Here is a 12853-nt window from a genome sequence, read left to right on the forward strand (position 1 = left end):
CCGAAAGCCGTCCGCTGGGGTGGGGTGGTGGGTGACGGGTGGGGTGGGGTGGGGTCAGACCGCCGTGTGGAAGATGTTCTGCGCCCGCTCCAGGCCGTCCTTGATGACCGTGCGGACGGCGTCGGCGGCGCGCTCGACGTTGAGGTCGAGTTCCCCGCGCTCGGTGGAGGAGAAGTCGCGCAGGACGTAGGCCGCGGCGTCCATCCGGCCGGGCGGGCGGCCCACTCCGAAACGGACCCGGACGTAGTCGGGGCTGGACAGGGAGGCCGTGATCGACTTCAGGCCGTTGTGCCCGCCCGATCCGCCGCCCCGCTTGAGCTTGAGCGCGCAGAAGTCGATGTCCAGCTCATCGTGCACGACGATGACGCGCTCGAGCGGCACCTTGTAGAACTTCGCCAACCCGGCGACGGGCCCGCCGGAGACGTTCATGAAGGACCGCGGCTTGGCCAGCACCACCGAGGCGCCCTCGAGCCGGGTCTCCACGACCTCGGCATGCGCCTTGTGCGCCTTCCAGCGCTCGTTGTTCGCGGACGCCAGCGCGTCCACCACCATGAACCCGGCGTTGTGCCGGTTCGCGGCGTACTTGGGGCCGGGGTTGCCCAGCCCGACGACCAGCCAGCGCTCAGCCTCAGCCATGTCCTCGTTCTTCCTGATTCCCAGCATGCGCCACAGGTCCACCATGGTGCACGACCCTATCCGCACGCCGAACGCGCGGCCCCCGAATGGGAACCGCGCGTTCGCTGCGATGACTGTGGGGGACCGCCCTACTCGGCGGCGGCCTCCTCGGCGCCTTCCCCGGCCTCGGCGGTCTCCGCCTCCTCCTCGACCCGCGGGGCGGAGACGGTGAGCAGGACGGACTCGGGGTCCGTGACCAGAGTGGTGCCCGCGGGCAGCTTGAGGTCGGCGGCGGTCGGCGTGGCGCCGATCTCCAGGCCCTCGACGTCGAAGGTGACGCCCTCGGGGATGTGGGTGGCCTCGGCCTCGACCGTCACCTCGACGAGCTCCTGGTTGAGCACGCCCGGGGCCTTGACCTCACCGGTCAGCTCGACGTGGATGTCGACCTGGACCTTCTCGCCCTTGGCGACGACCAGCAGGTCGACGTGCTCCAGGAAGCCCTTGATGGCGTCGCGCTGGACGCTCTTGGGGAGGGCGAGGTTGTCCTTGTCGAGACCGTCGAGACGGATCAGGACGTTGGGGGTCTTCAGGGCGAGCATGAGCTCGTGGCCCGGCAGGTTGAGGTGGCGGGGGTCGGTGCCGTGGCCGTAGAGGACGGCCGGCACCTTACCCGCGCGGCGGGCGCGCCGAGCGGCGCCCTTGCCGAATTCCGTGCGGGGCTCGGCAGCGATTCGTACCTCGGACACGACAAAACTCCTCGGGTTCAACCCCGCAGTACGGGGAACACGACTCCAGTAGTACGACGATTCCCGCACTGGGCGGGGAAAGCGGCGGGGTCACCCACGTGGGGACACGGCCGCCGTGGTTCCAGGCGTGCCCGGCGAGCTGCCACCGGACCCGCCCGGCCCGGGAACACTCGTCGCGCACCCCTGCCCGCGCGATCCTGCGCAGCCGAAGGGGCTCCGCTGGGCACGGGGACACTCGGTCAAGTCTACTGGCTTCACCGACGACTCCGTACACGGCCCGCTGGCGGACACCCCGCATTCACGGGCGCCCGCCAGCATGGGAGCCGAAGAAGACCAGCAGAGGGAAGACCACCGGAGCCGGAGGCTCTCCGTCGAGGGTGGTGGCACCCGCGGCGAAGCTCCCCCCGGCGACGGGTGGGCTATTCGAACAGGCTCGTCACCGAGCCGTCGGTGAACACCTCGCTGATGGCGCGGGCGATCAGCGGCGCGATGGACAGCTGGGTGAGCTTGTCGAACGAGCGCTCCTGCGGGACCGGCAGGGAGTTGGTGATGATCACCTCGGAGATCCGCGAGTTCTGGAGGCGCTCGGCCGCCGGGCCGGACAGCACACCGTGCGTGGCGGCCACGATGACCTTCTCAGCGCCGTTCTCGAACAGGGCCTCGGAGGCCTTCACGATGGTGCCGCCGGTGTCGATCATGTCGTCGACCAGCACGCACGTGCGACCTTCGACCTGGCCGACGACCTCGTGGACCTTCACCTGGTTGGCGACGTCCGGGTCGCGGCGCTTGTGGATGATCGCCAGCGGCGCGCCGAGGCGGTCGGCCCAGCGGTCGGCGGTACGGACGCGGCCCGCGTCCGGCGAGACCACGGTGATGTCGTTGGACCCGATCTTGCCGCCCACGTAGTCGGCCAGGATCGGCAGGGCGAACAGGTGGTCCACCGGGCCGTCGAAGAAGCCCTGGATCTGGTCGGTGTGCAGGTCGACCGCCATCATGCGGTTGGCGCCCGCCGTGCGGAACAGGTCCGTCATCAGACGGGCCGAGATGGGCTCGCGGCCCCGGTGCTTCTTGTCCTGGCGGGCGTACCCGAGGAACGGCGTGACCACGGTGATCCGCTTGGCGGACGCGCGCTTGAGCGCGTCCACCATGATCAGCTGTTCCATGATCGACTCGTTGACCGGAGCCGAGTGGCACTGGAGGACGAACGCGTCACAGCCACGGACGGACTCGAGGTAGCGGACGAAGATCTCACTGTTGGCGAAGGTGTCGAACCGGGTGGGGACCACGTCGATCCCCAGCTCCTTCGCGACCTCCTGGGCCAGTTCGGGGTGGGTCCGCCCCGAGAAGAGCATCAACTGTTTCTGCCCGGTGGCCTTCATGCCGCTCACGTACTTCTCCCCCACAGTCACTGCTTGTTGGAATTGTCTGCTCTGCGCCGCTCGGCCCGCTCCGCGGCCTCCGCGGAGGCGGTGCCCGGACGCTTGCGCTGGGTCCACCCCTCGACGTTGCGCTGGCGGTGCCCCTCGGAGACCGCCAGCGCACCCGGCGGAACGTCGTCCCGAACCACGGCCCCGGCCCCGGAGTAGGCGCCGTCGCCCACGTTCACGGGCGCGACGATGGTGTTGTCGCTGCCGATGCGCACGTGGTCGCCGATGGTGCTCCGGGACTTGTTGACCCCGTCGTAGTTGACGAACACGGTGGAGCAGCCGATGTTGCTGCCCTCGCCGATGTCGGCGTCCCCGACGTAGGTCAGGTGCGGGACCTTGGAGCCGGTGCCGACGGTCGAGTTCTTGACCTCGACGAAGGCGCCGACCTTGGTCCGCTCGGCCAGGCGGGTGCCCGGCCGGAGGTAGGTGTAGGGGCCGACGTTGGCCCCGGAGCCGATCTCGGCCTGGTCGGCGGTGGTCTCACGCACCGCCGCGCCCTCGCCGACGACCGTGTCCGTCAGCGTCGCGCCGGGGCCGACCACGGCGTCCTCACCGACGACGGTCGCGCCGCGCAGCCGCGTGTTCGGTTCCAGGACGGCGTCGCGGCCGATCCGGACCTGGACGTCGAGCCAGGTGGTGGCGGGGTCGACGACGGTCACGCCGGAGCGCATGTGCTCTTCGACCAGACGCCGGTTGAGGATCCGGCGCGCCTCGGACAGTTGGACCCGGTCGTTGACGCCCTGGACCTCGTGCCAGTCCCCCGCGGTCCAGGCGCCGACCCGGTGGCCGTCCCCGCGCAGCAGGGCGACGGCGTCGGTGATGTACTCCTCACCCTTGGCGTTGTCCGTGGACAGGCGCTGGACGACGGTGGACAGCAGGGCGCCGTCGAAGGCGTACATGCCGGAGTTGATCTCGTCGATCCCGCGCTGCTCGGGGGTGGCGTCGGCGTGCTCGACGATCCCGGTGAAGGCGCCGGCGGCGTCACGGACGATGCGCCCGTACCCGTGGGGGTCGGGGACGCGCGCGGAGAGCGCGGTGACGGCGTTGCCCTCCTTCTCGTGCGCGGCGACCAGCTCGGCGAGGGTCGATCCGCGCAGCAGGGGCGTGTCCCCGCAGGTGAGGACGACCGTTCCGGAGAGCGTGACGTCCCGTCCCGCGAGGTCCTCGACCGCCATGCGCACGGCGTGTCCGGTGCCGTTCTGCTCCTCCTGGACCGCGGTGGTGGCCTCGGGGGCGACCTGCTCAAGGTGCTCGGCGACCCGCTCTCGCGCGTGGCCGACGACGACCACGGTGTGCTCGGGGGTGAGATCGCGGGCGGCGGCGAGCACGTGTCCGAGCATGCTGCGGCCACTGATCTCGTGGAGGACCTTGGGAAGTTTGGACTTCATTCGGGTGCCCTCGCCCGCCGCGAGGACGATGACGGCAGCCGGGCGGCTCACGCTCACTGAAGGAGACCCCTCGTGAATAGCTGGCGGTTGAACTGTCGGCTCACCCCTCGGCGACCCGACCCGCGTGCCGCACGGGCGGCCGTCGGATGATCCAGCGGCCGACATGGGAAGGATACATGCGCGTCACAGCCGCCTCACGGGGGTGTGGCGCTGCGAGCTGCGTGATCCGCGCGCGGGCGCCGCCGCCCAGGGGTTCCGGGCCGCCGTTCACGCCACCGCCCGGGGCCTCCCGGGCTCCTCGGCGGGCTTCGGATGGACTGCTCCCGGACCAGGGCTCGAACCTGGACGATGGGGACCAAAACCCCACATGCTGCCGATTACATCATCCGGGAACGCACTGGGCGTGGCCTCGCACCCCCAGACGCTCGGCACCAACATAGCGCCTCCGCCGGGGGGCTTGCCAAACCTACGGGTTCGTAGGTTACGGTTACGTAGGAATAGGTTGGGCCGTCGGCCCGGGTGCCCCGTGCCCTGCGAACGCCGCCCTGACCTCGACACGACGCTCCCTTGACGAGGTGTGGAGACATGACCGCAGCGCCCGAGGCCCCGATCGGCACGCCCCCCAAACGCGAGGCGATCCCCGAGTACGAACCGGAGCCGCGCGGCAAGGCCGAGCGCTACACCGTCTTCGCCTTCGTGTTCATCCCGCTGATCGCCCTGCTGGCCTCCGTGCCGTTCTTCTGGGGCTGGGGGCTGTCCCTCGTCGACGTCGCCATCGCCGCGGTCTTCTACGTGATCAGCGGTCTGGGGATCACGGTCGGCTACCACCGCCACTTCACCCACGGGTCGTTCCGGGCCAACCGCCCCCTGCGCATCGCGTTGGCGGTCGCGGGCAGCCTGGCCATCGAGGGCAGCGTCATCAAGTGGGTGGCCGACCACCGGCGCCACCACAAGTACGCGGACGCCGAGGGCGACCCGCACTCCCCCTGGCGCTTCGGCGACGACTGGAAGTCCGTGGCCAAGGGGCTGTACTACGCGCACATGGCGTGGATGTACCTGGACGAGAAGAAGACCTCGCCCCGCCGCTTCACCCCCGACCTGCTCAAGGACAAGGACGTCGTCCTCGTCGACAAGCTCTTCGTCCCGATCGTCCTCTTCTCGCTGGCCGCCCCGGCCGTCATCGGCGGTCTGGTCACCATGTCCTGGTGGGGCGCGGTCACCGCCTTCTTCTGGGCGAGCCTGGTGCGCGTCGCCCTGCTGCACCACGTCACCTGGTCGATCAACTCCATCTGCCACACCATCGGCGAGGAGAACTTCGAGGTCCGCGACCGCTCCCGCAACGTGTGGTGGCTGGCCATCCCGTCCTTCGGCGAGTCGTGGCACAACCTGCACCACGCCGACCCCACGTGCGCCCGCCACGGCGTGCTCAAGGGGCAGATCGACATCTCCGCCCGGATCATCTGGATCTTCGAGCGGTTCGGTTGGGCGACCAAGGTCCGCTGGCCGAACCCGGAACGACTCGCCGCCAAGCGGGTCAGCCTCTAGGATCAGTAGCCATCATGGGAGCAGCCGACAGCCAGCAGGGGACCCGCGTGCGCCGCAAGCGCATGACGGGCAAGGAGCGTCGGCAACAGCTTGTGGAGATCGGCCGGGAGCTGTTCGCCGAGCGTGGGTTCGACGCGACCTCCGTCGAGGAGATCGCCGCACGGGCCGGTGTGTCCAAGCCCGTGGTCTACGAGCACTTCGGCGGTAAGGAGGGCATCTACGCGGTCGTCGTCGACCGGGAGATGCGCACCCTCCTGGACATGATGGGCGAGGCCCTCACCGCCGACCACGCGCGCGACAAGATCGAGCGGGCGGCGCTGGCGCTACTGCGCTACGTCGAGGAGAACACCGTGGGTTTCCGGGTTCTGACCCGGGACTCGCACGTGGCCTCCGGCACGGGCAGCTTCGCCAGCCTGATCAACGACATCGCCAGCCAGGTCGAGCACATCATGGTCGACGAGTTCGCCGAACGCGGTTACGACCCGGTGCTCGCCCCCATGTACGCGCAGGCGCTGGTGGGCATGTGGGCCCTGACCGGGCAGTGGTGGCTGGAGGTGCGCAAGCCCAAACGCGAGGTGGTCGCCGCGCACCTGGTCAACCTGGCCTGGAACGGACTCGCGCGTCTGGAGCCCAAACCGGGCCTGAACACGCGCGGACGCCGCTCGGGCTGACCCGCGGACGCGGACGTCGCCTGTGGGGCCGGTACCTCTTACCGGCCCCACTATCTTGATGTCAAGAGATATGCTGTTCCCATGCGCGATGAGGTGGATGGGCTGATCGAGGCGTGGCGTGCCGAACGCCCGGACGTGGACGTGACGCCGCTGGAGGTGTTCAGCCGGGTCTCCCGGCTCGCACGCCACCTGGACCGCGCCCGGCGCACCGTCTTCACCGAGCACTCCCTGGAGCCGTGGGAGTTCGACGTCCTCGCCGAACTGCGCCGCTCCGGTCCGCCCTACGAACTCAGCCCCGGGCGCCTGCTCCGCGCCACCCTGGTGACCTCCGGGACCATGACCAACCGGGTCGACCGCCTGGCCGCCGCGGGCCTGGTCCGCCGTCGGCCCGACCCCGCCGACAAGCGCGGTGTGCTGGTCCGCCTCACGGAGCAGGGCACCGAACGTATCGACGCCGCCCTGGCCTCGCTCGTCCGATACGAGGAATCGCTCCTGGAACCCATGCCCGACGAGGACCGGGCGCGGCTCGCATCGTTACTGAGAAGCCTGCTCGCGCCCCTCGACAGGGAACCCTCTGGTCCGCAAAGCTAGTTACCGGGCGGTATCCGTCTCTCACCGGGAGACCGCTGTCTGGGCGCGAACCACATTCCAGGCATGGGTTGGAGAGAGCACAGTGAGATTCCGCTGGATCGCGGCCACGGCCGCCGCGGCCGTGGTCGCCACGGGCTGCGGCGGTGGCGGGGACGAGGACACGGGTGTCGAGCAGCGTTACTACCTGTCCTTGGGCGACTCCCTGACCGTGGGTGTGCAGCCCGACGAGAGCGGTATCCCCGGGGAGACCGCCGACGGGTACACCGACGTGCTGTACCGGGACCTGTACGACGCGGACTCGACGCTGAGCCACGAGCGGATGGGCTGCGGCGGCGAGGACACCACCACGTTCATCGCGGGCGGCCTGCCCCGCTGCGACGAGAGGTACGGGGGCCGGTCCCAGCTGGAGGCGGCGGAGGAGTTCCTCACCGGGCACCGAGGGGACGTCGAGCTGGTCACCCTCACCATCGGGGGCAACAACTTCACCGGGTGCGTGAGCGACCTGGAGGACCCGGAGGGCCCGGCGGTCGACACGGCCTGCGTGGACGACGGCCTGGAGCGGATCGGGACCGAGGTCCCCGAGATCGCCGACCGTCTGCGCGCGGCGGCGGGGCCGGAGACCCAGATCATCGCGATGACCTACTACAACCCGTTCCTGGCCGCCCTGCTGCTGGAGGGCGGTGACGAAGGGGCGGAAGCGTCCGCGGCCCCCGTCAGCGCCGAGGCCCCACCCGCGGAGGACGGCGCGCAGGCCCCCGAGGACGACCTGGTCGCCTACGCCGCCGACGTCCTGGAGCGGATGAACGAGTCCCTGCGCGCCACCTACGAGGACGCCGGGGTCGATGTCGCCGACGTGGAGCGGGCCTTCGAGTCCTCGGACTTCGCGGTGCCCGCGGACAGTGCGACCGGCATGCCCACGAACGTGCAGCGGATCTGCGACCTGACCTGGATGTGCGACGTCGACCGGGGCCCGGACATCCACACCAACCGGGCGGGCGCCCAGGAGATCGCCACCGCCTTCGGCGAACTGGTCGATTGACGCGTCGGGGCGGGGCCGCGCGCCCCGCCCCCGTACGGGCGACGCGGGTCAGGCGCGAAAGTCCGCCAGGTCGAGCCGGGCGATCCGCGCCGGGTCGGCGAGGATGTCGATCCTGGTGATCCGGTCGTCGACGACCGTGAAGCCCAGCACCGACACCGGCTGTCCGCCGACCGTGGCGACCACCCCGGCGGCCCCGTTGACCAGGGCGGGCCACGGCGTGAGGTCGGTGGCGCGGCTCCGGTAGAGGAAGGCCCGTCCCGCCACCGCCCGGGCGCCCCGGACCGTGAGCGCGCCGCCGTCCGCACCGGTGTCCGCGCACAGGACCACGTCCGGGTCGAGGACGGCCAGCAGCCCGTCGAAGTCGCCGTCGCGCGAGGCGCTCAGGAAGGCGTCGACGAGCTGGCGCTGGCGCACCGGTTCGGGTCCGGGGACCGGCGCCGCTCCCCGGACCCGCCGCCGGGCACGGCTCGCGAGCTTCCTGGCCGCCTCGGGGGTTCGGTCCACGATCGGCGCGATCTCGTCGAAGGGCACTCCGAACATGTCGTGCAGGACGAACGCGAGCCGCTCCGCGGGGGTGAGGGACTCCAGCACCACGAGGAGGGCGGTCCCGACGGCGTCGGCGGTCAGCGCCCGATGTTCGGGGTCCTCGCCGTCCACGCGGGCCACCACCGGGTCGGGCGGGTGTTCCTCCCACGCGGACTCACGCCGCGCGGCCCGGGAGCGGAGCAGGTCCAGGCAGACGCGGCTGACCACGGTCGTCAGCCATCCGCCCAGGTTGTCGATGTCCTCGTCCGCCGAACGGGCGAGCCGTAGCCAGGACTCCTGGACGGCGTCCTCGGCCTCGCTCATCGAGCCGAGCATCCGGTGGGCCACCGCCCTCAGGTGCCCTCGGTGCTCCTCGAAGCGGCGGGCCAGGAGTTCGTGTTCGGTCACGGTCGTGTCCTTCCTCGGGGGCGTCACCACTGTGACGCGCGCGAGGCGGTGAACGTGACCGCGCGGGCCCGTTCGGAAGAAGTCCTCCGGCGGCGGTCACATCCGTCCGGCGCGATCCGTCAGGGGGGTGTCGGAGCGAACGAGCCGGGGCCGCGAACGGCGGCGCCGCGGACCACGCGAGGGAGAACCCCCATGACCGCACGTATGAAGAACCCCGCCGCCGTCCTGCCCAGCGCGATGAAGGGCATCGGCGGCCTGGTCCAGGCGATCGGCGAGGGCGGCCTCGAGCACGCCGTCCAGGAGCTGGTGGCGCTGCGGGCGAGCCAGGTCAACGGGTGCGCCGCCTGCGTCCACGGACACGTGGTGAACCTGCGCGGGGCCGGTGAGTCCGAGGAGCGGATCGCCTCGGTGGTGGCCTGGCGCGAGGCGCCCTTCTACACCGACGCCGAACGGGCCGCGCTGGCACTGGCGGAGTACGCCACCCGGATCGCCGACCAGAGCCGCGACCGGGTGCCGGACGAGGTCTGGGACGAGGCCGCCGACCACTTCGACGAGCGGGAGCTGTCCGCCCTCATCCTCACGATCGGCCTGACCAACATGTTCAACAGGATCAACGTCACCATCCAGGAGCCCGCGGGCACCACCTGGGGCTGAGCGGGGACCGGACGCGGCGGGGCCCGGCGGACGTCCACCGGGCCCGTGCCCCAGGGGTCACCGTTCGGGCGCCCTGACACGGTCAGTCGCCGACCAGCTCGGCCTGGGCCAGCCAGACCTCCTCCAACTCGTCCCGCTCGGCCGCCAGGGCCTTGGCCTCGGCGTCCAGCTCGGCCAGCCGGGTGTAGTCCTCGGCCGCGGCGGCCATCAGCTCGTGCAGCTCGGCCTCGCGTTTGGCGATCCGGTCCATCCGCCGCTCGACCCGCTGCATCTCCTTCTGGGCGGCGCGCCGCTCGGCCGGTGAGACCGCGGGCTCCTCCTTCGGGGCCGCGGCCCCCTCCGAGGCGCCGGCCGGGACGGAGGGCCGCTCCGCGCTGGCGGCGCGGCGCTCCAGGTACTCGTCGACGCCGCCGGGCAGGAAGGCCAGGGTGCCGTCGCCCATGAGGGCCAGCACGCGGTCGGTGATCCGCTCCAGGAAGTACCGGTCGTGACTGACCAGCACCAGGGAGCCGGGCCAGCCGTCGAGGAGGTCCTCCAACTCGGTGAGGGTCTCGATGTCCAGGTCGTTGGTGGGCTCGTCCAGCAGGAGCACGTTGGGCTCGTCCATGAGCAGGCGCAGCAGCTGGAGGCGGCGCCGTTCACCGCCGGACAGGTCGCCGATCGGGGTCCACTGGCGCTCGCCCCGGAAGCCGAAGCGCTCCAGCATCTGGCTGGCGGTGTAGTCGCGCTTGCCGATGGTGACGTGTTCGCGCACGTCCATGACGGCCTGGAGCGGACGCGCCTCGGGGTCGAGCTCGGCGATGTTCTGGGACAGGTGGGCCAGCCGGACGGTCTTTCCGGTGCGCACCGAACCGGAGTCGGGTTCGCGCTCGCCGCCGAGGATCCGGAGCAGGGTCGACTTGCCCGCGCCGTTGACGCCGACCAGGCCGACCCGGTCGCCGGGGCCGAGCTGCCAGGTGAGAGCGTCCAGCAGGAGGCGGTCGGGCACGGAGGCCGACACGTTCTTGAGGTCGACGACGGTCTTGCCGAGCCGGGAGCTGGCGAACCGGACGAGTTCGACGGTGTCGCGGACCGGCGGTTCGTCGGCGATGAGCTGGTTGGCCGCCTCGATGCGGAACTTGGGCTTGGACGTACGCGCGGGGGCTCCCCGGCGCAGCCAGGCCAGCTCCTTGCGCATGAGGTTCTGGCGGCGCTCCTCGGCGGCCGCGGCCAGGCGTTCGCGCTCGGCCTTGGCGAGGACGTAGGCGGCGTAGCCCCCCTCGTAGCGTTCGACCGCGCCGCGCCCGACCTCCCACGTGCGGGTGGTGACGGCGTCCAGGAACCAGCGGTCGTGGGTGACGACCACGAGCGACTCCGGACGGCCGGTGAGGTGCTGGGCGAGCCAGGCGATGCCCTCGATGTCCAGGTGGTTGGTGGGCTCGTCGAGGACGATGAGGTCATGGTCGTCCACGAGCAGGCGCGCCAGCGCGGACCGGCGGCGCTCGCCGCCGGACAGGCCGGACATGTCGGTGTCCAGGTCCCAGCCACCGAGCAGACCGCGCAGGATGTCGCGGATGCGGGCGTCACCGGCCCACTCGTGCTCGGCGCGGTCGCCCAGCACGAAGGCGCCGACCGTGGTGTCGGGGAAGTCGTCCCGCTGGTGGAGGAACCCGGTCCGCAGGCCGCGGTTGTGCACGACCCGGCCGGAGTCGGGTTCGGTGCGTCCGGAGAGCACCGAGATCAGGGTGGACTTGCCGCCGCCGTTGCGGCCGACGACGCCGATGCGTTCACCCTCGTCCACGCCGAGGGACACCTTGTCGAGGAGTACGAGCGGCCCGTAGGCCAGGGACACGTCCTGGAGATTGACCAGATTCGTCAACGGCCCGCCGTCCCTAGGACGTGTACCGCGGACACATACCCTGCTGCGCGACGCCCCGGCACAACTCTCGCGGCGTTCTCATCAGTCGACAGCCAACCCCGGGCTGGCTCCTTCTTCGGCCTTGCGAGAGCCGCACCGGAGACGCCGCTCGCGACGGGCAGCATCCACGGCACACGCCCTAGCACATTGATGCTCACCTGGTCTGACTTCCTCTCCGTACTGCGAGAACACTGCTGCGGGGGGCACGGCGGAACCTCGCCGCCCGTGATCGGTCGCGGGCGCGCGCCGACGTCGTGCCGGTCCCGGCACGGTGCGCGCGACTCACCGGGACACCCCGACGGCCCACACTAGGCCCTGTGGCGGACCCGTGGGACAGGGCCGGTGTCCGGCCCGCCACCAACAACCCGCGCCGCCCCCGGCCTGTTCCCGGCCCAACCGACCTCGGCCTCAGGACCGTGGGGACGCAGGGCGCCGTGCCTCACACGAGGAAGAACTCCCTGGCCGCCTTCGCGATGCCCTCGGTGTCGAGTCCGTGGGCGCGCGCGTGCTGTGCCGGGGTCCCGTAGGCGCGCAGTTCCGCGTCACGTGCCACCCCCAGGCCCAGCTGGCGGTGGCGGCGGTCCGCGAGGGCGGCGGAGACCTCGTGGGCGGAGGTGCCGCTCAGATAGGGCTCGACCACCAGCACGTCCGCGTTGCCCGCCGCGCCGACCAGTGCGCTCAACCCCTCGCGGTCGAAGGGCCGCACGGTCGCGGTGTAGGCGACGGTGACGTCCAGCCCGGCGGTGGCCTCCAGGACCGGATCGAGCATCGGACCGACCGCCAGAACCACCCCCGCCGAGCGGGGCGACCCCGTGCGCACGACGGTCAGCCCGCCCGACACGGGCAGTGGCGACCGGTTGGCGGTTCCGGACAGCCGCACGTACACCCGGTCGTTCCCGGGGATCGCCGCCCTGAGCGCGTCGCGGACCTCGTCGGGGTGTCCGGGCACGTACACGGTCCACCCCGGGAGGGTGTCCAGGAGCGCCACGTCGCCGGGCGCCTGGTGGGTGCGTCCCTCGACCGAGGCGTCGTAGGAGCCGCCGATGCTCACCAGTACCGCACCGGTCCCCTGGTGTCCGAAGTCCAGCTTGATCTGCTCGAACGGCCGCTCGACGAGGAAGGGCGCGTAGGTGTGCGCGATCGGGCGCATGCCGGCCAGGGCGAGGCCGCCCGCCACGCCGATCATGGCCTGTTCACGGATGCCGACGTTGATCACGCGGCCCGGGTGCCGGACGGCGGCCCGCCGGAACCCGTCGACGGAGATCTCGGCGAGGACGACGGCGGTGCGGGGGTCCTCGGTGAGGGCGGCGTTGACGGTCTCGACGAAGGTCTCACGCATGGCGGTGT

The 12853-nt window shown here is 71.4% G+C and carries 12 protein-coding genes; 5 read left to right on the top strand and 7 right to left on the bottom strand.

Annotated elements, in window-relative coordinates; all coding sequences use genetic code 11:
- Positions 1-54: 54 nt before the first annotated feature.
- The 4 genes from pth to glmU form a co-directional block, all read right to left on the bottom strand.
- The gene (gene pth / locus KIK06_RS18270; RefSeq protein WP_017597084.1) at positions 55-681 is read right to left on the bottom strand and encodes an aminoacyl-tRNA hydrolase; all 627 of its coding nucleotides are present in this window, start codon (positions 679-681) and stop codon (positions 55-57) included.
- Between the two features lie 83 nt (positions 682-764).
- Positions 765-1361: a 50S ribosomal protein L25/general stress protein Ctc gene (locus tag KIK06_RS18275; protein ID WP_017597085.1), complete on the bottom strand. Its 597-nt coding sequence runs from the start codon at positions 1359-1361 to the stop codon at positions 765-767.
- 419 nt (positions 1362-1780) lie between these two features.
- A complete protein-coding gene (locus KIK06_RS18280) occupies positions 1781-2749 on the bottom strand; it encodes a ribose-phosphate diphosphokinase (protein ID WP_327084652.1) in 969 nt (322 codons plus the stop codon).
- A gap of 17 nt (positions 2750-2766) precedes the next feature.
- Positions 2767-4233 carry a bifunctional UDP-N-acetylglucosamine diphosphorylase/glucosamine-1-phosphate N-acetyltransferase GlmU gene (gene glmU, locus KIK06_RS18285; RefSeq protein ID WP_268644325.1) on the bottom strand — a complete coding sequence of 489 codons (1467 nt, stop codon included), beginning with the start codon at positions 4231-4233 and terminating at the stop codon, positions 2767-2769.
- A gap of 528 nt (positions 4234-4761) precedes the next feature.
- Between glmU and KIK06_RS18290 the strand changes: the two genes are divergently transcribed.
- The 4 genes from KIK06_RS18290 (at position 4762) to KIK06_RS18305 (ending at position 8022) form a co-directional block, all read left to right on the top strand.
- Positions 4762-5721 (top strand): acyl-CoA desaturase, encoded by a 960-nt coding sequence (locus KIK06_RS18290; RefSeq protein WP_268644327.1) that lies wholly within the window; start codon positions 4762-4764, stop codon positions 5719-5721.
- A gap of 14 nt (positions 5722-5735) precedes the next feature.
- On the top strand, positions 5736-6392 hold the full coding sequence (locus KIK06_RS18295; protein ID WP_268644329.1) for a TetR/AcrR family transcriptional regulator: 657 nt from the start codon (positions 5736-5738) through the stop codon (positions 6390-6392).
- Positions 6393-6473: 81 nt separating this feature from the next.
- Positions 6474-6983 carry a MarR family winged helix-turn-helix transcriptional regulator gene (locus tag KIK06_RS18300; RefSeq protein ID WP_017597091.1) on the top strand — a complete coding sequence of 170 codons (510 nt, stop codon included), beginning with the start codon at positions 6474-6476 and terminating at the stop codon, positions 6981-6983.
- 82 nt (positions 6984-7065) lie between these two features.
- Positions 7066-8022, top strand: a complete 957-nt coding sequence (locus tag KIK06_RS18305) for a GDSL-type esterase/lipase family protein (RefSeq protein WP_268644331.1) — start codon at positions 7066-7068, stop codon at positions 8020-8022.
- Positions 8023-8070: 48 nt separating this feature from the next.
- Here KIK06_RS18305 and KIK06_RS18310 read toward each other — a convergent pair whose 3' ends face one another.
- A complete protein-coding gene (locus KIK06_RS18310) occupies positions 8071-8955 on the bottom strand; it encodes a sigma-70 family RNA polymerase sigma factor (RefSeq protein ID WP_268644333.1) in 885 nt (294 codons plus the stop codon).
- 192 nt (positions 8956-9147) lie between these two features.
- On the opposite strand from KIK06_RS18310, the gene KIK06_RS18315 reads away from it, so the two are divergent.
- Positions 9148-9609, top strand: coding sequence for a carboxymuconolactone decarboxylase family protein (locus KIK06_RS18315; RefSeq protein WP_268644334.1), 462 nt, complete (start codon positions 9148-9150; stop codon positions 9607-9609).
- An 82-nt stretch (positions 9610-9691) separates the two neighbouring features.
- Here KIK06_RS18315 and KIK06_RS18320 read toward each other — a convergent pair whose 3' ends face one another.
- A complete protein-coding gene (locus KIK06_RS18320; protein WP_268644336.1) occupies positions 9692-11467 on the bottom strand; it encodes an ABC-F family ATP-binding cassette domain-containing protein in 1776 nt (591 codons plus the stop codon).
- A gap of 478 nt (positions 11468-11945) precedes the next feature.
- Positions 11946-12845: a transketolase family protein gene (locus tag KIK06_RS18325; protein WP_017597097.1), complete on the bottom strand. Its 900-nt coding sequence runs from the start codon at positions 12843-12845 to the stop codon at positions 11946-11948.
- Between the last annotated feature and the right edge of the window lie 8 nt (positions 12846-12853).

Origin of the sequence: Nocardiopsis sp. EMB25 (genome assembly GCF_026797795.1) — a bacterium.
In the GTDB taxonomy this organism is placed as follows: domain Bacteria; phylum Actinomycetota; class Actinomycetes; order Streptosporangiales; family Streptosporangiaceae; genus Nocardiopsis; species Nocardiopsis lucentensis.

What these genes read in the sequence shown, in the direction of transcription:
- KIK06_RS18315 (WP_268644334.1), top strand. Translation starts at nt 9,148, where the DNA reads ATGACCGCACGTATGAAGAACCCCGCCGCCGTCCTGCCCAGCGCGATG.
- pth (WP_017597084.1), bottom strand. Translation starts at nt 681, where the DNA reads ATGGTGGACCTGTGGCGCATGCTGGGAATCAGGAAGAACGAGGACATG.
- KIK06_RS18295 (WP_268644329.1), top strand. Translation starts at nt 5,736, where the DNA reads ATGGGAGCAGCCGACAGCCAGCAGGGGACCCGCGTGCGCCGCAAGCGC.
- KIK06_RS18325 (WP_017597097.1), bottom strand. Translation starts at nt 12,845, where the DNA reads ATGCGTGAGACCTTCGTCGAGACCGTCAACGCCGCCCTCACCGAGGAC.
- KIK06_RS18300 (WP_017597091.1), top strand. Translation starts at nt 6,474, where the DNA reads ATGCGCGATGAGGTGGATGGGCTGATCGAGGCGTGGCGTGCCGAACGC.
- KIK06_RS18290 (WP_268644327.1), top strand. Translation starts at nt 4,762, where the DNA reads ATGACCGCAGCGCCCGAGGCCCCGATCGGCACGCCCCCCAAACGCGAG.